The 22,676-nt window shown below is 70.3% G+C and carries 20 protein-coding genes and 4 pseudogenes; 9 read left to right on the plus strand and 15 right to left on the minus strand.

The features are described 5' to 3' along the window. The first annotated feature begins 49 nt into the window (after positions 1 to 49). Positions 50 to 826 carry a PspA/IM30 family protein gene (locus RFN52_RS36490; RefSeq protein WP_184853142.1) on the plus strand — a complete coding sequence of 259 codons (777 nt, stop codon included), beginning with the start codon at positions 50 to 52 and terminating at the stop codon, positions 824 to 826. Then, entirely contained in the window at positions 823 to 1,101 is a 279-nt protein-coding gene (gene pspAA / locus RFN52_RS36495) for a PspA-associated protein PspAA (protein WP_184853144.1), read from the plus strand. The genes RFN52_RS36490 and pspAA overlap by 4 nt, the downstream gene beginning before the upstream one ends. Positions 1,102 to 1,197: 96 nt before the next feature. On the opposite strand, the gene RFN52_RS36500 is transcribed toward pspAA, so the two are convergent. Both RFN52_RS36500 and RFN52_RS36505 read right to left on the minus strand, forming a co-directional pair. Continuing rightward, positions 1,198 to 2,793, minus strand: a complete 1,596-nt coding sequence (locus RFN52_RS36500) for a multicopper oxidase family protein (RefSeq protein WP_184853146.1) — start codon at positions 2,791 to 2,793, stop codon at positions 1,198 to 1,200. Positions 2,794 to 2,863: 70 nt separating this feature from the next. Beyond that, positions 2,864 to 3,313 carry a hypothetical protein gene (locus tag RFN52_RS36505; protein WP_184853148.1) on the minus strand — a complete coding sequence of 150 codons (450 nt, stop codon included), beginning with the start codon at positions 3,311 to 3,313 and terminating at the stop codon, positions 2,864 to 2,866. Positions 3,314 to 3,773: 460 nt separating this feature from the next. Here RFN52_RS36505 and RFN52_RS36510 point away from each other — a divergent pair, with 460 nt between their 5' ends. Then, positions 3,774 to 4,844 carry a zinc-dependent alcohol dehydrogenase family protein gene (locus RFN52_RS36510; RefSeq protein WP_184853150.1) on the plus strand — a complete coding sequence of 357 codons (1,071 nt, stop codon included), beginning with the start codon at positions 3,774 to 3,776 and terminating at the stop codon, positions 4,842 to 4,844. An 81-nt stretch (positions 4,845 to 4,925) separates the two neighbouring features. Beyond that, positions 4,926 to 5,829, plus strand: a pseudogene (locus RFN52_RS36515) (universal stress protein). A 28-nt stretch (positions 5,830 to 5,857) separates the two neighbouring features. Here RFN52_RS36515 and RFN52_RS40200 read toward each other — a convergent pair. Continuing rightward, a pseudogene (locus RFN52_RS40200) lies at positions 5,858 to 6,037 on the minus strand (flavodoxin domain-containing protein); the annotation flags it as partial. A gap of 93 nt (positions 6,038 to 6,130) precedes the next feature. Here RFN52_RS40200 and RFN52_RS36525 point away from each other — a divergent pair. After that, positions 6,131 to 6,774 (plus strand): annotated as a pseudogene (locus tag RFN52_RS36525) (PEP-utilizing enzyme); the annotation flags it as partial. A gap of 31 nt (positions 6,775 to 6,805) precedes the next feature. Here RFN52_RS36525 and RFN52_RS36530 read toward each other — a convergent pair. Next, entirely contained in the window at positions 6,806 to 7,384 is a 579-nt protein-coding gene (locus tag RFN52_RS36530) for a rhodanese-like domain-containing protein (protein ID WP_184853152.1), read from the minus strand. A 76-nt stretch (positions 7,385 to 7,460) separates the two neighbouring features. Here RFN52_RS36530 and RFN52_RS36535 point away from each other — a divergent pair, with 76 nt between their 5' ends. After that, positions 7,461 to 7,742, plus strand: a complete 282-nt coding sequence (locus RFN52_RS36535) for a metal-sensitive transcriptional regulator (RefSeq protein WP_031133256.1) — start codon at positions 7,461 to 7,463, stop codon at positions 7,740 to 7,742. Between the two features lie 10 nt (positions 7,743 to 7,752). Here RFN52_RS36535 and RFN52_RS36540 read toward each other — a convergent pair whose 3' ends face one another. The 6 genes from RFN52_RS36540 to RFN52_RS36565 all read right to left on the minus strand — a co-directional run bounded on the left by RFN52_RS36540 (position 7,753) and on the right by RFN52_RS36565 (position 13,415). Then, positions 7,753 to 8,502 carry a sulfite exporter TauE/SafE family protein gene (locus RFN52_RS36540; RefSeq protein ID WP_184853154.1) on the minus strand — a complete coding sequence of 250 codons (750 nt, stop codon included), beginning with the start codon at positions 8,500 to 8,502 and terminating at the stop codon, positions 7,753 to 7,755. Further along, a complete protein-coding gene (locus RFN52_RS36545; protein WP_184853155.1) occupies positions 8,499 to 8,861 on the minus strand; it encodes a rhodanese-like domain-containing protein in 363 nt (120 codons plus the stop codon). Before RFN52_RS36545 ends, RFN52_RS36540 begins: the two co-directional genes overlap by 4 nt. A 38-nt stretch (positions 8,862 to 8,899) precedes the next feature. Beyond that, positions 8,900 to 10,276, minus strand: a complete 1,377-nt coding sequence (locus RFN52_RS36550) for an MBL fold metallo-hydrolase (protein WP_184853157.1) — start codon at positions 10,274 to 10,276, stop codon at positions 8,900 to 8,902. A 216-nt stretch (positions 10,277 to 10,492) separates the two neighbouring features. Then, positions 10,493 to 12,070, minus strand: a complete 1,578-nt coding sequence (locus tag RFN52_RS36555) for an FAD-dependent monooxygenase (protein WP_311241144.1) — start codon at positions 12,068 to 12,070, stop codon at positions 10,493 to 10,495. Next, the gene (locus tag RFN52_RS36560) at positions 12,070 to 12,639 is read right to left on the minus strand and encodes a hypothetical protein (protein WP_184853159.1); all 570 of its coding nucleotides are present in this window, start codon (positions 12,637 to 12,639) and stop codon (positions 12,070 to 12,072) included. Before RFN52_RS36560 ends, RFN52_RS36555 begins: the two co-directional genes overlap by 1 nt. A 137-nt stretch (positions 12,640 to 12,776) precedes the next feature. Further along, entirely contained in the window at positions 12,777 to 13,415 is a 639-nt protein-coding gene (locus RFN52_RS36565) for a site-specific integrase (protein WP_311241145.1), read from the minus strand. A 587-nt stretch (positions 13,416 to 14,002) separates the two neighbouring features. On the opposite strand from RFN52_RS36565, the gene RFN52_RS36570 reads away from it, so the two are divergent. Continuing rightward, a complete protein-coding gene (locus RFN52_RS36570) occupies positions 14,003 to 14,236 on the plus strand; it encodes a hypothetical protein (RefSeq protein WP_184853161.1) in 234 nt (77 codons plus the stop codon). 18 nt (positions 14,237 to 14,254) lie between these two features. Here the strand turns inward: RFN52_RS36570 and RFN52_RS36575 are convergent. After that, positions 14,255 to 15,233, minus strand: a pseudogene (locus RFN52_RS36575) (IS110 family RNA-guided transposase). A gap of 449 nt (positions 15,234 to 15,682) precedes the next feature. Then, positions 15,683 to 17,440, minus strand: coding sequence for a lysyl oxidase family protein (locus tag RFN52_RS36580; protein ID WP_184853163.1), 1,758 nt, complete (start codon positions 17,438 to 17,440; stop codon positions 15,683 to 15,685). A 566-nt stretch (positions 17,441 to 18,006) separates the two neighbouring features. On the opposite strand from RFN52_RS36580, the gene RFN52_RS36585 reads away from it, so the two are divergent. Together RFN52_RS36585 and RFN52_RS36590 are read left to right on the plus strand one after the other, a co-directional pair. Further along, on the plus strand, positions 18,007 to 19,350 hold the full coding sequence (locus tag RFN52_RS36585) for a hypothetical protein (RefSeq protein WP_184853164.1): 1,344 nt from the start codon (positions 18,007 to 18,009) through the stop codon (positions 19,348 to 19,350). Next, positions 19,347 to 19,577: a hypothetical protein gene (locus RFN52_RS36590; RefSeq protein ID WP_184853166.1), complete on the plus strand. Its 231-nt coding sequence runs from the start codon at positions 19,347 to 19,349 to the stop codon at positions 19,575 to 19,577. The genes RFN52_RS36585 and RFN52_RS36590 overlap by 4 nt, the downstream gene beginning before the upstream one ends. On the opposite strand, the gene RFN52_RS36595 is transcribed toward RFN52_RS36590, so the two are convergent. From RFN52_RS36595 to RFN52_RS36605, 3 genes are all read right to left on the minus strand, one after another. Continuing rightward, complete coding sequence (locus RFN52_RS36595) at positions 19,561 to 20,517, minus strand: PDR/VanB family oxidoreductase (protein ID WP_184853168.1); 957 nt, start codon at positions 20,515 to 20,517, stop codon at positions 19,561 to 19,563. The genes RFN52_RS36590 and RFN52_RS36595 overlap by 17 nt on opposite strands. Continuing rightward, complete coding sequence (locus RFN52_RS36600) at positions 20,514 to 21,605, minus strand: aromatic ring-hydroxylating dioxygenase subunit alpha (RefSeq protein WP_184853170.1); 1,092 nt, start codon at positions 21,603 to 21,605, stop codon at positions 20,514 to 20,516. The genes RFN52_RS36595 and RFN52_RS36600 overlap by 4 nt, the downstream gene beginning before the upstream one ends. Positions 21,606 to 21,914: 309 nt before the next feature. Next, on the minus strand, positions 21,915 to 22,610 hold the full coding sequence (locus RFN52_RS36605) for a GAF and ANTAR domain-containing protein (protein ID WP_184853172.1): 696 nt from the start codon (positions 22,608 to 22,610) through the stop codon (positions 21,915 to 21,917). Positions 22,611 to 22,676: the final 66 nt, after the last annotated feature.

Genomic DNA, 22,676 nt, shown 5'->3' on the forward strand with positions numbered 1-22,676 from the left:
GAGGCATGGCCTGGCTGATTCCTCATCGATCGAGAGGAGGCAGGCCGCTATGACCAGCATCGCCCACCGCATGGCCGCCCTGTTCCGGATCAAGGCGAACAAGGCCCTGGACAAGGCCGAAGACCCGCGCGAGGTACTGGACTACTCCTATACCCAGCAGCAGGAATTGCTGCAGAAGGTACGACGCGGTGTGGCGGACGTGGCCACCAGCCGCAAGCGCATCGATCTGCAGATCAACCAGTTGCGCCAGTCCGGCGGCAAGCTGGAGGGCCAGGCCCAGCAGGCGCTCGCCGCCGGGCGCGAGGACCTCGCCCGCGAAGCCCTGAGCCGGCGCACCGCCGTGGCCTCCCAGCTCACGGACCTCCAGACCCAGCAAGCAACGCTGCAGGCCGAGGAAGAGAAACTCACCCTGGCCTCACAGCGCCTCCAGACGAAGGTGGACACCTTCCGCATCAGCAAGGAGACCATCAAGGCCCGCTACACCGCGGCCGAGGCCCAGACCCGCATCACCGAGGCGGTCACCGGCATCGGGGAGGAGATGGGCGATGTCGGCATGGCCATGCAGCGCGCCGAGGACAAGACCGAGCAACTGCAGGCCCGTGCCGGTGCGCTGGATGAACTTCTCGCCTCCGGCGCCCTGGAGGACGCCACCCTCCCTGCGGGCCGCGACGACATCCAGGCCGAACTCGAACGGGTCACCGCGGGCCAGGACGTGGACAGGGAACTGGCCCGGATGAAAGCCCAGCTCCCCGCGTCCGCCACCCCCTCGGCCCTGGAAGGCAAGAGCGCCGAGCAGGGCGCGCCGGACCAGGAGGGGACATCATGATCATGCGGATTCTCGGCGAGGGTCAGTACGAGGTCACGGAAGATCACCTCGACCGGCTCAACGAGCTGGATGCGGCTCTGCAGTCCGCGGCCGACGCCGACGACGACACGCTGTTCGCCACTGCCCTGTCGGCGCTGCTGGACGCGGTACGCAGCTATGGCGCGCCCTTGCCGGCGGAGACGATCACGCCGTCCGACCTGGTCCTGCCCGACGAGGACACCAGCCTCACACAGGTGCGGGAGCTGCTCTCCGACGAGGGCCTCATCCCGGGGTGACGGCGATGCGCTGCCCGAGGAGTTCACTCTCCACTACTACGGCTACCCATGTGACCGGACGACACGTGAGCGGCGTGCCGTCCGGCCACCGGGGGATCATGCCTGGTAGGCGACGTTTGTCATCATCCCGGCCTCGCCGTGGTAGGCGTTGTGGCAGTGCAGCATCCACTGGCCGGGGTTGTCGGTGTCGAAGAACACGGACAGCGTCTTCTTGGGCAGCACGATCGCGGTGTCCTTGCGGGGACCGGAGCGGCCGAGCTGGAAGGTGTGGCCGTGCAGGTGCATCGGATGCCACATGGTGGTGGTGTTGACGAAGTCCAGCCGGACTCGCCGGCCCTCCTCGACCAGGACGGCGTTGGCGTCCGGATCGGCCATGTCGAACGGCTTGCCGTTGATGGCCCAGTTGTAGTGCATCATGCCCCCGGTGAGTTCGATGCGGTGCGTGACGTCGGCCGCGACGGACTCCAGTCGCACGTCGCCGGCCGCGCGCAGCCCGGACGCGGTCATGACCGTGCCGTTGAGTTCCCTCGGGCGTACGGCGGCAGTGGGCGCGCGGCCGGAGCCCGTGCGCACGAGGGCCAGCCCGCTGGTGTTCTTCCCCTCGGCCAGGGCGACCAGGGGGAAGACGCCGTCAGCGAGGGTGACCAGCACGTCATAGCGCTCACCCATGCCGATCAGGAGTGCGTCTGTCTGCCGGTGCCGGACGGGGAAGCCGTCGGTGTGCGTGACGGTCATCCTGTGGCCGCTGAGGGCGACCCGGTAGGCGGTGTCACTGCCCGCGTTGATGATCCGCAGCCGCACCTTGCGGCCGGGCTTGCCGGTGTAGACCTCCGGGTCGTCCGGCACGCGGCCGTTGACCAGGTGGTAGGGGTACTTCACGTCGCCCGCATCGCCGCCCAGCAGATCGCTCTCCGCGCCCATGAGCATGAATGTCGACGGCCTCCCGCCCGACGTGGCTGAGACGGACGGGGATGGATCGCCGCTCGCCATCCCCATGGAGTGCATGTCGTGGCCCTCCGTGCCCGAGCCGGAGTTGCCGCCCATGTCCATGCCGCCCATGCCCTGCCTGAGTTCGGCGAAGACCTCGTCGGGGGTGCCGGTGACACCGTCGACCCAGTCGTCCAGGACGACCACCCATTCGTCGTCGTACGCCAGCGGCTCGCGCGGGTCCTCGACGATCAGGGGGGCGTACAGGCCGCGGTCGAGTTGGACGCCGACGTGCGGGTGGAAGAAGTACGTGCCCGGGGCGTCGGCGACGAACCGGTAGGTGAAGGTGGAGCCGGGGCGGACGGCGGCCTGGGTGGCCGGGGGCATGCCGTCCATGTCGTTGCGCAGGGCGATGCCGTGCCAGTGGATCGAGGTGGTGGTCTTGCCCGGCAGCTGGTTCGCGAGTTCGGCGACCAGGGTGTCCCCGGCGGAGAGCCGGATCTCCTTGCCCGGGGTGCGGCCGTCGAAGGCCCAGGTGTTGGCCTTGACGCCGCCGCCCAGGTCTACCCTGGCGGGCGCGGCGGTCAGTGCGATCTTGTGCTGCCTGCCGGTGCCGCCCCGCCTCTTCTCTGCGGCGGCGACGGCGGAACCGGATGGGCTGACCAGGGCAGGGGCGCTGCCGGAGTCGGTGCAGGCGGCGAGTGCGCCCGCGCCGACGGCGCCGAGTCCGGCGAGCAGGATGGAGCGGCGGTTGATGCTGTTCACGATGTGAGTCCTCTTCTTCGAACTGGCATGGGGCGCGGCGAGGACGGCACACGGGTGCCGTGGTCGCGGCCTAGAGGCGCAGTCGGGAGAGGACCGACAGGTCGGGTGGCGCGCGGCCGACCGTGCCGACGGGCCGAGGGCCGGGCTCGGTCTGGTACGGGGCGGCCGACTGCACCGGAGTGCCCTGCGGCGGCATGGGGAGCTTGAGCCCCTCGACGTTTCCGGCGGTGCAGTGCTGCATGCCCGGAACGGCGCAGGTGCTGCCCCCGACGCCGTGCGCGGGAGCGGGTGTACTGAACCCGTCCGCGTGAGTGAGGTCGGAGACCTGCCGTGCCGCGGCAGCGGACGAGGACGCCATGCCGGGCATGGCATGCCCGATGTGCGTGGAGTGCATGGCGCGTTGCGCCGGGGCGTCCGAGACAGCGGCCGTCTCGTGATGGATCAGTACGGCCAGAGCGGCGAGCAGGGCGATGACGGCGCCGCCTGCGCAGCGAAAGGCACTGGCGCGCACTGTCGCCATCGCCACCACCTCCGCTCGGAGTTGTCTCCGCAGCGCCCCGTGGCCGGGGCTCACTGGTTGCGAATATACCCCCGTGGGGTTTGACCGGCTCGTCGTCGTGGAGGCGGTCGCAGTCGTAGCGTGCGACGCAGGTCGAGGGTGAGTTCGTCGAGTTCGGCTTCGCCCTCTGCCTCGTCGTCGCGGACCGCGTCGCGGACGCCGTGCCGGATGTGGACACGAAGTGGCGACGACCAGGGCCGCGACCGCCCGCACCGCGGAGCGGGCCTCGACGGTGCCGTGGGCGGACCATCTCGCCCGGGCCCGCCACGAGCTGGTGCCCTGCGACAGGGCCGCCCGGCCCGAGCGAAGGCCACCACTCTGGTCAAAGATGGATGCATGGGGTATCTCCGGCGCGCTCCGTGCCCGCCCCAGTCATCCGACGACGTCCGGCCGAACGGCCGGAGGCCAGGGAGGAACGGACATGAAGGGCTTCGTTTTCCACGGCGCCGGGCAGTCCGCATGGGAGGAGGTCCCGGACCCGGGCCTCAAGGATCCCACCGACGCCATCGTCCGGGTCGACGCCGTCACGATCTGCGGGACGGACCTGCACATCCTCAAGGGCGACGTGCCGGAGGTGCCTTCCGGGACGGTGCTGGGACACGAAGCGGTCGGCGAGGTCGTCGAGACCGGCAGCGACGTGCGGACGGTCCGTCCGGGCGACCGGGTCCTGGTCTCCTGCATCACCGCCTGCGGCCGCTGCCGCTTCTGCAGGGAGGGCGCGTACGGCCAGTGCCAGGGCGGCGGAGGCTGGATCCTCGGCCACCTGATCGACGGCACACAGGCGGAGTATGTGCGCGTGCCCCACGCCGACCTGTCCGTGCACCCGCTGCCGGGGGCGCTGGAGAACCAGGACGCCGTGCTGTTCGCGGACATCTTCCCGACCGCCTACGAGGTGGGAGTGATCAACGGGGGAGTGCGCCCCGGTGACACGGTCGCCGTCGTCGGCGTCGGGCCCATCGGACTCGCCGCGATCCTCACCGCGCGGCTGTACTCGCCTGAGCGGATCATCGCCGTGGATCTCGCCGACTCCCGGCTCGAGGCCGCCAGGCGGCTCGGTGCCGACGCCGTCGTCCCCGTGCGAGACGAGCCGGAGCAGCTCGTCGCCGACCTCACCGACGGCCTCGGCGCCGACGTGGTCATCGAGGCGGTGGGAGTGCCGGAGAGCTTCGAGATGTGCACCCGTATGGTGCGGCCCGGCGGCCGGGTGGCCAACGTAGGCGTGCACGGCAAGCCCGCGACCCTGCATCTCGAAGACCTGTGGATCAAGAACGTGACCATCACCACCGGGCTGGTGGACACGTCCTCAACGCCCACGCTGCTGAGGATGGCGGCCTCCGGGCGGGTGCCCACCGCACCGCTGGTCACCCACACCTTCCCGCTGGACCAGATGGAAGAGGCGTACGAGGTGTTCGCACACGCCGCCGACACCGGCGCGCTCAAAGTCGTGCTCGGCGAGCAGCGGCACGACGAGCTGGCCGTTCCGGCGGCGTAACCCGAGGGGCGGTGTGGTGCACGGTCAGCGCCTTGTTCCCGAGAGGCGTCGCAACCGGTACCGATTCAGGAAGTGGTCAGCATGCTGGGCTACATCATGGTGGGCCTTGACGGCTCGTCCGAGAGCCGGGCGGCCGCGGAGTGGGCGGCTCGTGAGGCGAAGCTGCGTGGACTGCCGCTGCGGCTGGTGCACGTCTGGGAGCCCGTCCCGGAACCGATGGCACAGGCCCCGCTTCTCGGTCCGGAGACCCTCCAGCACTGGAGCGAGCGGATCCCGCGCGAGACAGCTGAGGGGCTCCAGTCACGTCATCCGGGAGTGGACGTGAACGCGGTCCACCTGACCGGGCTGCCGGGCGATGTCCTGGTGGACGTGGCAAGGGACGCCGAACTGCTGGTCCTCGGCTCCCGCGGACTGAGCGGGATCGGAGGATTCATGGTCGGCTCCGTGGGCCAGGCCGCCATCGCGCGCACCGAAGTGCCGGTGGTACTGGTGCGGGCCGGTGAGCAGGCAGCGGACGAGCACACCATGGATCCCGCCGGCATACCGTCCGCGGCGACCCCCTTCCGCGTTGCTCCTCGGCCTCGACACCCGCAGCCTTGACGACACGGTCATCACCTTCGCTTTCGAGGAGGCGGCCCGTCGCCACACGGCCCTGTGCGTCCTGCACGCCTGGAACCCCCCGCCGTACAACATCTACGGCCTGTCCGACCATGTGAGCCTGTACGACGAGCTCGCCCGGGAGCATGCGGCCGAGCTCACCGAGGCACTGCGTCCCTGGCGGCACAAGTACCCGGCCGTCGAGGTGATCGAGGCCTCCCGGGCCGGCAGTGCTGCGGACCAGTTGGCGAACGCCTCCCGCAATGCCTCCCTGGTCGTAGTGGGCCGGCGGATCCGGCGCAGCCGGTTCGGCGTGCACATCGGCCCCGTCGCCCATGCCGTCCTGCACCACGCCGTCGCCCCGGTAGCCGTGGTGGCACACGCCTGACAAGCCAGAAGGGTTGTACCAGGAGCGGTCAGCCTTCGGACACCGCCAGGTCCCGGGTCACCATGGTTGCCCAGGTCAGCCGTCCCCCGAAGGTGACGTGACCACGTGGGCCGATGCGGTTCATCACCCGCTGCACCCCCGGTGCCGGGGGGATGTCCCGCTCGGACGCCGAGGGGTCGAGGGGCCCGCTGCTGAACAGCCACACCGCCGGACCGTTCGAACGGGTCGTCGAAGCCCATAAGACCGCGCTGTCCGTGACCGACGACCACGCCTTGGACGCGGAAGAACTGGCCAACGTCGTCGAGGAGTTCAAGGGCGTTATCCGCCGCGAGACGGGAGAGGGGTTCCCGCAGGACCCCTCGACCCCCGGGCGTACGGACAACTCGGCGATCCCCTGCGCACTTTGGAGGCCCATTACCGCGACCTATGCGACGTCGAGTTCACAGTCGAGCGAGGACGTCTGTGGATTCTGCAGACGCGGGTGGGCAAGCGCACCGCCGAGGCCGCTTTCCCGATCGCGCGCGAGCTCGACGAGGCGGGCACGATCACGTCCGATGAAGCTCTGGCCCGCGTCGACGGCACGGAACTAACCCGGCTCATGTTTCCCAGCTTCGCCACCCGCACCTCCGACGTGCCCCTTGCCCACGGAGTGCCCGCCTCGCCCGGTGCGGCGGTCGGCGCCGTGGTGTTCGACTCGGACGCCGCTGTGCGCCGTGCTTCCGGCGGACAGCACACCGTCCTGGTCCGCCGCGAAACCACCCCGAGGACCTGCCCGGCATGATCGCCGCACAGGCGGTCCTGACCAGCCGGGGCGGCAAGACCAGCCATGCCGCCGTCGTCGCCCGCGGCATGGGCAAGGTCTGCGTCTGCGGCGCCGACGCGCTGGTCATCGACTCCGCCGCCCGGCAGTTCACCACGCCGGCCACGCTCGACCGCCGGGGAACGTCCTGTCCGAAGCCTCACCCGCTGGCGCGGCTCAGACGGAGGGGCGTCCGCCGCTCAGCGCAGTGAGAGTGGAATCGAGGTCGGTCGCCTTGGGCCGGTTGTACGGGAGCTTGGCGAGCAGGCGGGCCATGCCGCAGGTGTCGGTGACCGCGGAGAAGACCAAGCCACCGGCGACACCTGCGGAGATCCACCGCGCCCCCGGGCGGAGCCGTCCGGCGAGGAGGCCCGAGAGGACGAGTGACCCGGCGGCCAGGCGGACCTGCCGTTCCATCGGCCAGGGTGCGCGGACGCCGACGGGGCGGTGGACGTCGTGGCCGAGCTGGGTCCAGGTGCTGGTGCCTCCGGTGAGGGTGGCGGCTGTGATGCCGGCTTCGGCCAGTCGCCGGCAGGCTTCTACGGATCGGGTGCCTGAGGCGCACACGACCAAGAGGTCGCCGCGCTCGGCGGCCACCTTGAGCGCGGGCAGGGCCGCGTCGAGGTGGTCGAGAGGGATGTTGTGGGCGTCGGGCAGGTGGCCGGTCGCGTATTCGCCGGGTGTGCGTACGTCGACGACGGTCAGCTCGTGAAGGCGGGCGCTGGCCTGGCCGGCGGTGAGGGTGGTGTGTGCCACGGGAATTTCCTTTGCTCTCTGTACGTCACCCCTTGGGTAGGATACCCGTGGGGGTATCCGCGAAGGAGTGTGGGCTGTGGAACTGGTGATGGCGGCTGAGGAACTGAGGACGGTGGTCAACAGGTTGCGCCGGGCGCAGGGCCAGATCGCCGGTGTGATCAAGATGATCGAGGAGGGGCGGGACTGCGAGGACGTGGTCACGCAGCTCTCGGCGGCGTCCCGGGCGCTGGACAGAGCGGGCTTCGCGATCATCGCCACCGGCCTCCAGCAGTGCCTGGCAGACGGGGACATGGCGGCATCCGAAGACCGCGAGGTGATGCGGGCACGGCTGGAGAAGCTCTTCCTCTCATTGGCCTGAGGCTGTCCGGTCATGTCAGGGCGTCGGTGAGCATGAACGCGGCCACTGCCAGCAGTACGACGGCGAACGTGCGTTGCAGCAGAGGGCCGGAGATCCTGGTGGCCAGCCGCTTGCCGTCCCAGGCGCCCAGGATCGCGGCCCCGGTGAACGGCGCGATCACCGTCCAGTCGACGCCCGCCGTGGTGGCGCCCCGGGTGGCCAGGGAGGCGAGCGAGTTCGCGGAGATGACCAGCAGGCTCGTGCCGATCGCGGCCTGCATCTCGAACGCCAGCACCGTGACCAGAGCCGGAACGGCAAGAAAGCCCCCGCCGACGCCGAGCAGTCCGGTCAGCGCCCCCAACCCCGCGCCGGCTCCGGCGGCCCGGGTCGGCCGTGCGCCCTGGGGCCCTGCCGGCAGGTCCCGGGCGGGGCGCAGCATGCGGACGGCCGCGGCAGCGGCGACGGCGGCGAACGCGGCGGTCAGCAGCGGCTGCGGCAGCCGCCCTGCCAGGGCCCCGGCGACGGCGGCGGGCAGGAGACCTGCCGCCGCGAACAGGGCACCCGTTCGCCACCGCACGTTCCCGGCGCGGGCGTGACCGTACAGGGCTGCCAGCGAGGTCGCGACGACGATGAGGAGTGCGGCCGTGGTGGCGGCCGCCGGGGTGAAACCGAGCAGATAGATCAGCGCGGGCACCGCCAGGACACTGCCGCCCCCACCGAGCGCGCCGAGCGCCAGCCCCACCACCCCTCCGGCGATCAGGGCCAGGACCAGCTCACTCACGCTATGACACCGCCACTGCCGTTCACGCCGGTGACCGGCAGCCCCTGACGGGCCCAGGCGGTCATGCCTCCGGTGACGTCGGTGGCCTCAACGCCGACGGCGGCGAGGAAGTCCGCAGCCGTGCGGGAGCGATTCCCGGAGCGACAGATGGCCACCACCCGCCTGCCCCGCACGGTGGTGGGCAATGGTGCTCCAGCCATCAATTGTGTGAGAGGCAGGTGCAGCGCGCCGGGCGCGTGCCCGGCGTTCCACTCCTGCGTCTCGCGGACGTCGAGAAGGACGGCTTGCCCGTCGGCGACCAGCCGGTGGGCCTGTTCGGGGGTGACGCGGCCGGAGCCGCGTCGGAAGAAGGGCGACATGGTGCGTGTCTCCGTGCGGAAGGAAGGTGGGATGTGGTTCAGTCCTTGCCGGCAGGCCCGATGAGCGACAGCCCGGCTTCGCCGGCGGCGGTCAACGCGTCGTCGACGGCGACCACCTCACGGCCGGCGGCGTCCAGCAGGGAGGCGGCGATCGCCGCGCGCATTCCGCCGGCGCAGTGCACCCACACCACACCTGCCGGCACCTCACCGAGTCGGCCGTGCAGCTCGTGGACGGGGATGTGCACCGAGCCTTCGACGAACCCGTCGGCCCGCTCGGAAGCGCGGCGCACATCCAGCACCACCACCTGCTCACCCCTCTCGCGGGCCTCGGCGAGATCGGCGAAGCGGGCGCGACGGAACGAAGCCAGCCGCTCGCCGTCGCGGACCCAGGTGTGTGCCTCTCCTGTGGCGGCGGCGGCCGGACGGTCGATGCCCACGCGGGTCAGTTCCCGCTGCGCCGCGGTGATCTGCTCCGGCGTGGAGGCCAGCAGCGTGACGGGCTTGCCCCAGGGGATCAGCCACGCCAGGTAGGTGGCCAGTTTGCCCTCGCCCTCGAAGTTGAACGAGCCTGCCACGTGGCCCTCGGCGAAGGCGACACGGTTACGCAGGTCCACCACCCACTCTCCGGCCGCCAGCCGGGAGGCGATCTCCTCGGCGTCGGCGGACCGGGGCGGGGTGAGGTCGACGGGCGCGGGGCCGGAGGCGTTGGCCGGGCCCATGTGCGCGTAGTAGGCGGGTACGTCGTCCAGGCCGGCGAGCATCTTTGCGACGAAGGTGTCGACGTCCATGGTCAGGGCGTCGTTGTTCTTGCGCTCGGCGCCGATCGTCGTCGCGTCTCCCTCGGCCTGTGAAGAGGAGCAGAAGCTGCCGAAACCGTGCGTGGGCAGCACCCGCACGTCGTCGTCGAGGGTGTCGGCCAGTCGATGTGCGGAGGCGTGCTGGGCGCGGGCCAGCGGCTCGGTCAGCCGCGGCTCCACCAGATCCGGCCGCCCGACGCTGCCGATCAGCAGCGATCCACCGGTGAAGGCCGCCACGGGCCTGCCGTCCTCCTCAAGGACATAGGACGTGTGGTGCGGCGTGTGACCGGGAGTGGCCATGGCGCGCAGCAGCAGCCCCTCGTCGACCGCGATCGCGTCACCGTCGGCGATGGGCATGCGATCGAAGGACACCGAGGCCCCGGCCGGAACCAGGTAGCGGGCGCCGGTCGTGCGGGCCAACTCCAGGCCACCGGTGACGTAGTCGTTGTGCACGTGGGTCTCGGCCACGTAGACGATGCGCACCCCGCGGCGGGCTGCTGCTGCGATGGCCTGATCGATGTCGCGCGGGGGATCCACCACGACGGCGGCATCCGGCCCGCCGGCCAAGTAGCTGCGGTTGCCCAGTCCCTCGAATTCCAGGGTGTCGACGAAGAACACGGCTACGACTCCTCTCGCGATGGGGTACCCCGGGGGGTATCTGTCCCTCACCATAACAGAAATACCCCCGGGGGTATTTCGCGGAGGCGTGAGGGCTCTCCCCGGAAGCTTCTCTGTGCCTGAAGCGCAGGTCATCAAGGCTGGGGGACATGGAAGGTGGCGCTGCGGCCCGCGTCGCGAGCAGGTGGCGGCCGTGCTTGCGTCCGTGGTTCGTGTTCACACTCGGACGGGATGAGACGCCGCACCGATCAGCGCCAGCCAGTCGGTCAGCCCGGCCGGGTCGGCGGTCCCGCACTGGAAGCCGACATGCCCGTCCGGCCGGACCGCCACCAGACCGCGGCCCGGGCTGTTCGCCAGCCGAAGGACGCTGACCTGGGAGCCGGTCACCACCTGCGGCGGCGGGGGAGCGGCGTCGCGCTGCAACAGCAGGTGCACCCCCGGGCCGGCCAGCAGTTCGTGGAGCCTCCGTGGAGCCCCTCCGAGGCTGACGGCCGCGTCCGGCAGGCGGTCTCCTGGGCGGGGAGCACCCCGCAGGGGAGGCGTTCCCTGCACCGACAAGGGGCTGTGCCGGTAGTTCACCCGCAACTGGGAGATGAGACGGACGGCCTCGGCGACCAGCCTGCGCCGGTCGAGCAGGGCGGGTACGGTCGCGGCTGCACGCGGGGCGGCCACTCCGCGCAGCCAAGAGGGGATCCGCCCGGTCGACGCCTCTGCCCAGAACGCCATGTGCGTGAGGACGATCCGGCGGTGGGCAGCCGGCCTGCGCTCCTGGTCGTAGGAGTCCAGCAGCAGGCCGTCACTGGGCTCGCCCTCGGCATGCCCTGCCGCGAAGCCGAGTTTCCAGCCGAGGTTCACCGCGTCCTGGATGCCGGCGTTCATGCCCTGACCGGTGGCAGGCGAGTAGTTGTGGGCCGCGTCCCCCGCGAGGAAGAGCCGCCCCTGGCGGAACCGTCGCGCGAGGCCACACCGCAGCGGCACCCGCGCGGACCAGGCCAGGCGCTCGATCCGCGCCGGCGTCCCCGCGTCGCTCAGAAGGCGCTGGAGCTCGGCTTGCGGGACGGCGGCGCCGGGCTGACCGAAGTCCCGCCCGGCGCTGCCGACGGCCGCCCGAGTGACCAGCAGGCGCCAGGCGGCCTGCTCTCCGAGCGGGAAGAGGAACACCAGCCCGTCACGCCCGGCGAACACTTGAGCACCGGAAGGACCGGGGCGACCCGCAGCACCTGCCAGATCGAGGTCGGCGAGGATCACCTCCACGGCGTACGGCCTGCCGTGCCAGCCGATGCCGGCACAGGCCCGCACGGTACTGGCCGGGCCGTCGCAGCCGGCGACGTAAGGACAGCTGATCTCCTCCGTGCCGCGCGGTGATCGCAGGACGGCCGACGCGTTGTGCCCGTCGTCGCGGACGGTGATCAACTCGGTGCCACGCTCCACACGCACCCCGCGGTCGGCGAGCGCCTGCGTCAGCACGTCCTCGACGTCCGTCTGCCGGACGAGGGACAGATGCGGGAACGCCGTCTCAGGCAACGCGAAATCGGCCAGCCTGGCTTCGACGACACGGGAGCCGAGACGGAGAACTGCCGCGGGGGCGGTGTCCGCCCGTTCCAGCACGGCGTCGGTGACCCCGAGAGGGCGCAGAACCTCCAGGGTGCGCGGATGCAGAATGAGGGCGCGGGAGGGCCGGAAGGGCTCGGGCCGCCGCTCGACGACCCGGACCCGCGCCCCGTGGTCATGGGCCTCCAGCGCCAGGGTGAGGCCGGCCGGCCCCGCCCCTACGACCAGGACGTCCACCGTCATCATCGCGTCCCGGCCGTCACACGCCACCAGTCCGGGGCGTCGTCCCGTGCCGCGCCTTCGACCAGTCCGGGGTCCGCGAGGACATCGTCGCGGCGCAGCCCGGGCAGCACGGCGTAGCCGATGGAGCCTGGCACACTGACCAGGGCAAGTACCCGCCACAGAGAACGGGCGTAGTGCTCGGCGCGCTGCGGGCCGTCCCACTCGTACAAGCCGCGGTAACGGCCGTGCTCGTCATGGGCCAGCCACAACTTCGAGGCGAAGCCGGGGAAGCCGACGAACAGCGGAGTGTTCAACAGGCTCTCCGCCCGGAACAGCGCGTGCCCGGGACCGCGGACCATGCGCAGCCGGAAGACGACCACCAGCGTGCACGGAACCTTCGCCAGGCCGCTGCCGAGGCGGGTCTCCCGGTACACCCGCGCCGAGGTGCCGTCGGCGAAGCGGATACGCGTTCCCACTCGTTCTCTCGGCAGGTGGACCCGGCGCCGGGCGAGCAGCATCCAGGAGGCGAGGAAACATCCGGCGACAGCCCGCCATGCCTCCGGAGGGGTGAGCGGCCCTTGTTCGCTCATGGTGGTCTCCTCCCGAGAAGGGACCGGCCCCGTAAAACCACCATGCGGGAACGTGCCACGTCGCGCGACCCACGGACATCCGCGTGCACGCCCGCCCCGCCATTCTCGCTGCGGGCGTGCCTTACCGGGCCGCGGAGCTACTCAGAGTAGATCCGCTTGCACTCGACGACCGCTGTCGGGCGCGCTCGATGGATCACTGCAATGAGGCGAGGTTCGTGTTGAGGATGTGGGCTGCTTTGCTGATGGAGCCGGGCATGAGGTGCCGGTAGGTCTTGAAAGTGACGTCGATGGTCGACGGTGCCGTGTTCGGCGGCGTACCACTCGGTGGTCTGCCTCACCCGCGCCGGCAGGGGCACGTCCCGGTACTCACCGGCCTTGCGGTGCTTGAGCCGCTCGTACTGGCAGGTGGTCCGGTTGACCTGTTCGGTGATGCGGTAGACGTCGTCGGCGACGATGTTGTTGACGTTCACCGCGAACGCCTCACCGTTGCGCATGCCGCAGCCGCTCATCAGATCGGCGACCAGCAGGAAACTGTCGTCGCCGGCGGTGCGTATCTGACGCAGCTGCTCGGGGGTGGGGATCACCACGCGCTTGGGGTCGTACTGCGGCGGCTTCACCCCGGCCACCGGGTTGTCGTCGAACAGTCCCAGCCGGTCCGCGTCCAGCAGGATCGCCTTGAGCCTGTCGAACGCGTTCGCCTGGGCGGCCAGGCCGATGCCGTTGCGTTCCAGGGTCCGGATGAAGTCCTCGACGACCTTGTGGTCGAAGGTGTCCATCCGCCGGCTGCCCAGCAGCGGCAATGTTCAGCAGCGACTCCAGGTGCACCACCGACGCCGGCCCCAAATCCCGCTGTCCGGCCTTCCACTGCGAGGCGTACTCCCCGCACCGCATCGCCCCGTACTTCGGGTCATTCCACGGTGTGCCCGTCTGTGGGTAGCTGTGGCAGGACTCTTGCTAACCCATTGCTAACCCTAGTGACGCGTCATTAAGTCTGATGTGCCTACTGGTCATATCTTCCGACGGCATGGCAGGCGCTTCGGGTTGGGCGTGCCGTGGGATCAGGTTGTCCTGGCCGGCGGTTGAGTCACGTGCCGGTGGGGTGCTGAACCGCCTCGACGATGCCGGCCTCATCGACGTCACCACGTCGTCCTCGGCATCGCACGTCAGGGCCGGCCACGGGGGGGGGCGCTTTACCGGCCGGAGCCCGGTGGAGCTGTCGGCCTCATACCGCCTCGTCCCATCCGCCCTCCGGGGACGCCCCCCCCAACGGGCCGCGGGGGGGGGTGCCCCTATGTGTTTGGTCAAGGTCGAAGGCCAGTAGGTTCGTGTAGTCCGAGGGTGGGGCCGAGCCGCAGGGGTGCGCATGAGCGATAGCCAGGTCACGATCAAGCTCACGAGTGACGAGGCACTGGTGCTGTCGCACTGGCTGGAGAGGCTCCAGATGACGGACCTCAGCCGTGTTGTCGACGATCCGGCGGTCTGGGCGCCGATCCATCGGATCGCCGGAACGCTGGACAAGGCGCTTCCTGAGCTGTTCGCGCCTGACTATGACCAGCGGCTTGAGGCCGCTCGGCAGAGGCTGCGGCCGGAGGACTGATCGAGCGGTCTCAACTCCTCACCGAGCTGCGGCAGGTTGGGGCTCGTAGAAGGTTCCGTCGCGGAGCATGGCGAAGAGCACGTCGGCCCGGCGTCTGGCGAGGCAGAGCAGGGCTTGGGTGTGGTGTTTGCCCTGGGCGATCTTCTTGTCGTAGTAGGCCCGGGATGCCGGGTCGCCCGGGGCGGCGAACGCGGAGAGGAAGAAGGCGCGTTTGAGCTGCTTGTTTCCCCGTCTGGAGGGTTGTTCGCCGCGAATTGAGGAGCCCGAGTTCCGGGTCGCCGGGGCGAGACCTGCATAGGCGGCCAGGTGTCCGGCGGTCGGGAAGGTGCTGCCGTCACCAACCTCGATCAGGATGCGGGCTCCGGTCCTGACGCCGACTCCCGGCATCGACGTCAGGACCTTCGAAAGAGGGTGGTCCTCCAGTAGTTCCTCGATCCGCCCCGCCAGCAGTTTCCGCTGGTCAAGCACGGCCGTCAGCGAAGCGGCCAGGCTCGGGACGATCAGCGCGGCCGCCTCGGTCCCCGGGACTCACGGTCTGCTCGTCCAGGGCGGCGAAGATCTCCTCGACCAGCCGCTCCGCCATCCTCGGTGCCTTTGGCCGCAGCAGCGTGACCAGGCGGCGCCTGCCGGGGCGTGTGAGGCATTGCGCGGGCCGCGTCCGCGATGATGAACGCGTCCCTCGCGTCGGTCTTCGCCTCGCCGGGGTAGAGATCGGCGATCCGTCGCATCGTCAGTCCGGGCAGGTAGGCGACCGGGCAGCCCATGTCCCGTGCGACCGCCAAAGGTAAGGCCCCGATCGAGGCCGGCTGATCGACCACGACCAACACCCTTCCGTGCTTGGCCTGTAGCTTGGCGAACAGCTCGCGGAGCTTGGGCTCCGTGTTGGGCAGCCGCTTGTCGAACGCCTTCTTCCCGGCGGTGTCACGGCGGTGGCGTGGTGTTCGCCTTTGCCGACGTCCAGGCCGAGGAAGACGTCGATGTCACCGGTGTCGATCACGTGCAGGCCCCTCCATCACGCTTTCGTCCGGCCTGCCAGGGCACCGAGCTGCCACATCCACGTTACGGAGAGCTCTTCCGGCTCGGGTGAAGCCGGTGCTCAAGCCCCTCATCAGCGGTCCGTCGATGCCTCCGGGCCCGGTGACACCACCCCCCCGGATCATGACCAACAAGGGGCGGAAGTCATGCCGGACCCGAAGGCCGGAGGCCCCATTGCGGAGCCACGAAGAAGGTAACGGGGGGCGGGAGCCCGGACGGCCGGCGCGCCTCGCCGGTCGGCAGCCGATCATCGCGCCGCGACAACATCGCCACCGAACGGTGTAGATCTCGCCGACCACTACGACCATTGACTGCTGTGGGTGAGCCACGAACTCCCGCTCAGGGAATGCCGCCGATGGCAGTGCCCCGCCCTGATCTCGGGCGGGACACTCTCCCAGCCGGACGGCAGGGTCAGTTGGCGTTCACCAGGTCGTGCGCCGGCACGGTGACCGTCCGCTGCCCCGGCTTGCCGCCGAGCACGATCTTCCGCAGGGCAGTGTTGTTGTCGAGGTTGGTTTCCTTCAGGCGCTTCTCGGGGTTGGCCAGCACCTGGATGTAGTAGGTGCCGTTGGGAACAGTGGTGATGTCGAACGACTGGCCCGGCAGGTCCTGGGTGTATGTGTCACCGGAGCCGACGTCCAGCACCTCGCGGACGGAGATCGAGTTCTCCTCACCGCAGGCGGTGGCCAGGTCCGTGTTGTACGGGTGCCAGTTGGCGTTCTTCACCGTGTAGTCGATCGCATCGGTGTTGGCCAGGCAGAACGCTTCCTTGCCGCTGCGCACGGCCTCCTTCTTGTCGGCCTTCAGCAGCCGGTAACTGGCGAAGTCGGTGAAGTGCCAGTGCACGTGCCCCGGGCGCGGGTCCCACTCCATGGTGCCCGTCGGGGTGTAGCCGACCTGCTTGCCCTTGGCGTCGTAGAAGTACTGGAAGGCATCCATCTTGGCCTTGCCGGGCGAGCGGAACCCGTCCACCACGAGTTGCGCCGGGCCGGCGTTCCAGACGTTGGCGCTGAACGCCAGGTAGTCCTTGCCCGGGATGTCCGTGCCGCCGTCGCTGATGGTGATGCCGTAGGCCGGCAGCGAGCGCAGGTCCGGCTTGGGGACGTCCGGGACGGAGGGCTCACCGGTGGGCCGCTTCGACAGCGGTTTGCGGGCGGGCGCCTGACGCGATCCGTCGGTCTGGCCGCCGGTGTCCCTGGCCTGCTGAGACAGCGCGGACTGCTGCTTCTTCTTCAGCGCCCATGGCAGTGCCGGTGGCGCGGCCTTCAGCGGACCGTGGCCCACGTTGTACGAGGGACCCGCACCGCTCGTCACCGGTGCTGCGGCCTCGGCGGGAGCCGGGGCATGCCCTGACCCGTGACCGGTGTGCGCGGTCGGCGCCTGGTGACCGGCACGGTGCCCGGCGTGCCCGCCGGCCTTCGCAGAGCGGGACATCGCCCCGGTGGAGCTCTCTTCGTCCTCGTCGCTTCGTTCCACCACGGTCACCTTGACCGTGGCCGCTTTGTCGGCGATGCCGAACAAGTCGCGGTACTTCTTGGCGACACCGACCTTGGCCGTGTACGTACCGGCCGGCAGCTGGGCCCGCTCGGTGTAGGAAGCCGCGTAGGTGTTGGCCGCCCAGCCCTTCTGGACGCCCCACACGGAGCCGAGGGTGAAGGGGTTGGTGGGGCAGCTCTCCGGATACTGGGAGGTGGAGGGGGCGTCGGGCCGTACTCGGCCGCTGGCGTTGTTCGGGCAGAAGCTCTCGCTGTGGGTGAGGACCTTCTTGCCGGCTGCGTCGGTGAAGGTGATCTCTGTGAAGCCGGGCAGCCCGGAGAAGTCCTTCACGGTGCCCAGGGGCAGCTTCTTCGCCTTGGCCTTGCCGGCCTCGTACACGGTCTGGGTGACAGTGACCGGGTCCTTGTAGGACTTCCGGGTCACCTGGAGCTCCAGCGGCGTCCCCTCGGCGATGAGGTAGGTGCCGAGGTCCAAGAACACACCCGGCTCCTCCTTCCAGGAGGTGAGCGTCACCGAAGTGGTCGCAGCGACGAGGCTCAGCTTGGGGCCCGTCGCGGCCTTCGCCGGCTCCTGCGCTGCGGCCACGATGCCGGCCGTCACGGCCGTCACGGCGATGGCCGTCGTGCCGGCGAGCAGCGTTCGCCGCAGCCGGGCGGTGCGTCTTCTGGTCATGGTCCCTCGTCCTCCGGTGCTGTGAGAAGGAAGCAGGCGGCATGGCGCGTCCACGAGGCCCGCGCCGGGGCCGTCACGTGAGAGGCGTCGGCTTCGCCCGCGCTGTGAGAGGAACGGACCGGCTGCTCGGTTGTCCGAAAGACGGCAAGGGGGTGGAGTGTTGGCTGAATGCCGTCGCGGTGGCGAGATAAGGCCGTCGGAGCGGGCACACCTCACCCGAGGGCAGTCCTTCTGGTACAGACGCCGCATTGCCGACGCGCCGCCTTCACACCCCGGGCGGCAGACCCGTATCCGCGTCGGGTGGGGCGTCTTGCCGCCCCCGCGCCGGCGGGGATGCTCCGGAGGCCGGGCCACGGCCTGCCGCCAGCGTGGAGTCGGCCGCGGGGATGCTCCGGTCGCGAAGTCCCCGCAGACGCCTGCCGCGTGGCTGGCCCCGGCAACCATGTCAGGAGAACCACGAGTCCGGTACCGGACGGCGGGCCGACCTGTCCCGTGGGCAGCGTCACGGATCGGACGGGATTGCGGGGGACCGACCGACGGTGGGCTGCAGGTGAGCTTCGACCGCGGTGAGGTGGGCGCCCCTGTTCGCCGTACCAGAACGCCACACACTGACCGTCACCGGCCTCAACCGCGCGGAGCTGACGGTCTTCGGCCCGCGCACCGGCATCAAGCAGGACGTCCGGCTGGGGAGTGACGGCACGTTCCGGCTGCGCCTGCCGAAGGACGACTACACCATCCTCGGCGTCGACGACAGCCTTGCCGAGTTCGATGGTTCTAGCATCCGCACCGGCACCCGGACCCTGCTCGCCGCCACCGGCATACGCACCGACCAGGACCGCACCGTGACGCTCGACGGCCGCAGGGCAGGCAAGGTCTCGGCCCGCACCGACCACCGCGACGCCACCGCGACCTCCACCTCGGCCTCCCTCGAACTGGCCCCCGAGCGGGGAGGTGACAGCTACTCACTCACCGTCGTCGCCGGAAGCAAGGCCACCATGTACGCCACCCCCACCGCACAGGCCCCGGGCGTCACCTACGCCGCCTCCACCACCCTCACGGGCAAGGACTCGGGCGGCGCCTACCGCTACTCCCTGCGCCAGACCCACAAGGGCGGCATACCTGCCGACACCAACCCCGTCGTCCACGACCGGCAACTGGCCACCGTGCACGCCGCCTACGCCTCCCAGGGCGGCAAGCGGGCAGCAGCCGTGCGATCCGACCTGCCGTCGTCCAGGGCGGAGTTGATGCCGTTCATCCCGACGCTGCGCACCGCACTGCCGAGCCGATCGACCGAGTACTACTCAGTCGCCCCCGGACTGACCTGGTCGCACTACCTGGATCTCTTCGGGACGACGGACACCGGGCCCGACGGCACTCTCCCGGAGCACGACGAGACCACGGCGGTCCGCCGCCACCAGGCCGGACACACCTACGGCATCGACTGGAACCGGGCCCCCGTCGGACCGGGCCGTCCACAGCCCCGTCCGCAAAGGCAACCACGTCTCCCTGGACCTCGTGCCGTACGCCGCCACCGGCACCGGGCAGCACCTCGACTCCTCCGACTCCGGGGTGACACGCGAGGTCGTGGTGTCCTCCGGTGGACGGGTCATCCACCGAACCGGCGACCTCTTGGACATCGGCTTCACCGTTCCCAGCGCCGGCGAGCGCCGCTACACCCTGACCGTCCGCACCACGCGCACCGCCGACTGGACGGCTCTCGGCACTCGCTCCACGATGACCTGGGGCTTCACCTCGGCACGGCGCCGCGGCTCGACGTCCTCGGTGCTGCCGCTGCTGACCGTACGCACCGGTGGAGACGTCGACCTCAACAGCACAGCCCGTGCCGGCCGTACCTTCCGCGTCCCGCTCACTGTGCAGCGCCCCGCGGGGGCCCGAACGGTCGGCGGTGAAGCGGCTGGCCCTCCAGGTCTCCTACGACGACGGCCGCACGTGGAAGGCCGTCCATGGCACCCGCCACGACACCACCGGCAGTGTCCTGCTCCACCACCCGCGTCGCGCCGGATACGTCTCCCTGCGGATCAGCGCAGCGGACAAGGCGGGCAACACCGTCACTCAGACCGTCATACGGGCCTATCGATTTGCCACGGCCCCTGCCGCGGTCAGCAATCGATGGTGAGGGAGGCCCCCGCGACACGCGAGACGCACGTGCACATCGCCCGGCCTTCCTCGCGCTGACGTTCCGACAGGAACACGTCCCGGTGATCGACCGTGCCGGCCACGTCGAGTATCACCACCCGGCACAGACCGCACTCGCCGCGGCGGCAGTCGTACATCATCTCCACCCCGGCGGCCTCCAGAGCGTCCAGGAGGCTCGTGCCGACGGGCACGTCGAAGCTCAGCCCGCGCGCGGGAACCTCCACGCGGAACGCTTCCGCGGGGACGGCGCCGCTCGTGCCGAACGTCTCGAAGCGGAGTGCGCCGGGCGGCCTGGCAGCCCGCTCCCACGCCGCTCTCACAGCGGTGAGCAGCCCGATCGGACCGCAGACGTACAGCACGCCACCCTCCGGGACCGACGCGACGACCTCGTCGGGGTCGACGAAGGTTCCGTGTCCGTCCTCGACCACCGTGATCCTGCCGGGGTGTTCCCGCTCCAGGTCGCCGGCGAAGGCCATCCGGTCGCGGGACCGGCCGGCGTAGACGAGCCGGTAGTCGGCCCCTCGCGTCCGGAGGGCGTGGGCGAGCCCCACGATGGGCGTGATCCCGATGCCGCCGGCGAGGAGCACGCTCGGCAGGCGCCCCGGGCTGAGTGGGAACTCGTCGATCGGGCCCGCGAACGTGATCTCCGAGCCGGGGCGCAGGTCGTGCATCCACCGTGATCCGCCGCCTCCGTCCTGCTGGAGGCGTACGGCGATGCGGAGCAGCCCGTCGTCATGGCCCTGGTCGACCAGCGAGTAGGAGCGCGGCTCCGGCCCGCCCGGCAGGGGAACGGTGATGTCGATGTGACTGCCCGGCGGGACCGGCCGGACGGCCCTGGCCGGGTGCAGCACCAGTTCCACGATGTCCGGCACGAGCTCGATGCGTGTCACCACGACCGCTCTGCCGGCGGTGCTGGTCACGGCGTCTCCCTGGTCGTCGCCGCGACGGCGGCCAGGCGGCTCGGGGCCGTGCGGACCCGTCCCTGCTCCCGTGCGACCTGGGCGTCGATGATCCGGCGCACCCACATTCCGCCGACGTCGATGTTGAGGTTGTAGAACTCGTGCCCGGGGTTGGCCTCGATCGCCCGCTGCTGCGCGTTGAGCATCTCGGTGTCCTGGCCGAAGACCCGCGAGACGCTGTTGCGGAGCAGGGTGGTCAGGCTCTGGTCGTGCAGTCGGTGGTTGCGGGTGAAGGCCCAGAAGTAGTGGCAGGTGCCGGCCGCGGCGGGGGTGACCGTGTTGAGCACGTATCCGTTGACGCCGGCGCTCCGGTCGCCTTCAGGTGCCCCGGTTCCGGTCGGCGCGACACCGACGTCGATGGTGATCGTCGAGGGAGCGGTGAAACGGATGACCTGCCACCGGTCGACGGGACCGTCGTGGGCGGGATTCTTGCGGCGCAGCTGCACGGCCAGGAAGGGCGGCGCCTCGATCCCCCCCATCCACCGGGTGAGCGTGACCGAGTGTTCGTCGTGGGCGACATCCGGTTCCGCTTCGGAGAGTTCGTCGCTCGCGAGGCTGTCGGCGTGCAGGAACTGCTCGTGGGTGAGGTCCATGAGGTTGTCCAGGACCAGCCTGTAGTCACAGTCGAGGAGGATGCTCTCGCCGTCTCCGGCCCACTGCGGATCGTCGTTCCAGTGCAGGTCCGGGACGAGGTCGGGATCGGCTGCCGCGGGGTCGCCCAGCCACACCCAGACGAACCTGTGCCGTTCCACGACCGGGTGGGAGGCGACGGCGGCGGAGGGGTTGACCGTCTCCTGCGCGGGCATCCGGGTGCAGCGGCCGTTCGGGCCGTAGGCGAGGCCGTGATAGCCGCAGATCAGCTCGTCACCGTGCAACTCGCCCATCGACAGCGGCACGAGACGGTGCCAGCAGGCATCGGCGAGCGCCACCGCGTCCCCGGACGTGGTGCGGTACAGCACGAGCGGGCGATCACAGATGGTGCGGGGCAACAGGGTCCGACCGACTTCGGTGTCCCATGCCGCGGCGTACCAGGCATTCAGCGGGAACATTGAGTTCTCCTCGTCTGGGTGTCGGCGCGCTGCTATGGAGGCCGACAGCGGTGGCCGGTTCGCTCGGAGGCAGTGCGCCCGGAGCGGTCCGGTGACGTCCGTTCGGCGATGGGCCGACGGGAATGCGGACCACGGCTCGGAAGGCGTGCTCTCCCGCAAACGCTAAGCACAGCGGAGGAATGAATCCAATGAATGCTGGAAATACCGGGCAATCGCCTCGTCAATGACCGCCCGCATCAGATGATTTCGGCATTGCGCAGGAGCCCGCTCATCCGCCCCGAGGACGTCAGGCCCCCCAATGGCAGGCGATCAATCGGGACTGTCGCCGTGCTTCTCCCGGATCTGCTGGGCGACGTCGCGCAGCTTGATGTTGTGGTGCTGGGAGATGTTGCGCAGCACGCTGAAGGCGTCCTCGTCGCTCATTCCATGGCGTTCCATGAGCATGCCCATGGCCTCGCCGATGGCGTGCCGGGTCTCCAGGGCGTGTTCGAGCTGGTCGATCGTGCGCGCGTCCGCGAGGGCGACCGCGGCGTGCGAGGCCAGCAGCCAGCCGGCGGTCGCGATGTCCTCGGTGAAGGCCCCCGGGCGGCGGGCGTACAGGTTCAGCGCGCCGAAGTCCTCCTCATGGGTGTAGAGCAGGACCCCGGTCATGCTGCCGATGCCCAGTCCGCGCGCGGCCTCGGCGTACCGCGGCCAGGCCGGCTGGGGCCGGTTCATGTCCGCGACCCGGAACACGCGCTCCTCGTCCGCCCGGCGGGCGAGATCGAAGCACGGCCCCTCGCCCAGTGCGCCCTGCAGGCGGTCGGATTCCTCGACCATGTCCCCGCAGGAGGACAGCGTCACGGCGCGGCCCTTGCGGACCGCGAGGATCCCGGCCGCGTCACAGCCGTCCACCAGCTTCACGGCCGACGCCGCGATCTCGTCCAGCGTCTGCTGCACCGAGTCCTGCTTCAGCAGGGTCCGCGCGAGCAGGGCCATTTCCTCGGCGAACTTCTGCCACTCCATCGCCACCACCCGGGTCGATCACCAGTCCGGCCACCCTACGCACAGCCTGATCCCTGTGGGGCGAAG

This window comes from Streptomyces collinus, from assembly GCF_031348265.1.
Classification (GTDB): Bacteria; Actinomycetota; Actinomycetes; order Streptomycetales; family Streptomycetaceae; genus Streptomyces; species Streptomyces collinus.

Bases quoted from the DNA above. Each gene is read 5' to 3' on its own strand.
- RFN52_RS36490 (WP_184853142.1), top strand. From the start codon at position 50: ATGACCAGCATCGCCCACCGCATGGCCGCCCTGTTCCGGATCAAGGCG.
- pspAA (WP_184853144.1), top strand. From the start codon at position 823: ATGATCATGCGGATTCTCGGCGAGGGTCAGTACGAGGTCACGGAAGAT.
- RFN52_RS36505 (WP_184853148.1), bottom strand. From the start codon at position 3,313: ATGGCGACAGTGCGCGCCAGTGCCTTTCGCTGCGCAGGCGGCGCCGTC.
- RFN52_RS36510 (WP_184853150.1), top strand. From the start codon at position 3,774: ATGAAGGGCTTCGTTTTCCACGGCGCCGGGCAGTCCGCATGGGAGGAG.
- RFN52_RS36545 (WP_184853155.1), bottom strand. From the start codon at position 8,861: ATGTCGCCCTTCTTCCGACGCGGCTCCGGCCGCGTCACCCCCGAACAG.
- RFN52_RS36555 (WP_311241144.1), bottom strand. From the start codon at position 12,070: ATGACGGTGGACGTCCTGGTCGTAGGGGCGGGGCCGGCCGGCCTCACC.
- RFN52_RS36560 (WP_184853159.1), bottom strand. From the start codon at position 12,639: ATGAGCGAACAAGGGCCGCTCACCCCTCCGGAGGCATGGCGGGCTGTC.
- RFN52_RS36565 (WP_311241145.1), bottom strand. From the start codon at position 13,415: ATGGACACCTTCGACCACAAGGTCGTCGAGGACTTCATCCGGACCCTG.
- RFN52_RS36570 (WP_184853161.1), top strand. From the start codon at position 14,003: ATGAGCGATAGCCAGGTCACGATCAAGCTCACGAGTGACGAGGCACTG.
- RFN52_RS36580 (WP_184853163.1), bottom strand. From the start codon at position 17,440: ATGACCAGAAGACGCACCGCCCGGCTGCGGCGAACGCTGCTCGCCGGC.
- RFN52_RS36600 (WP_184853170.1), bottom strand. From the start codon at position 21,605: ATGTTCCCGCTGAATGCCTGGTACGCCGCGGCATGGGACACCGAAGTC.
- RFN52_RS36605 (WP_184853172.1), bottom strand. From the start codon at position 22,610: ATGGAGTGGCAGAAGTTCGCCGAGGAAATGGCCCTGCTCGCGCGGACC.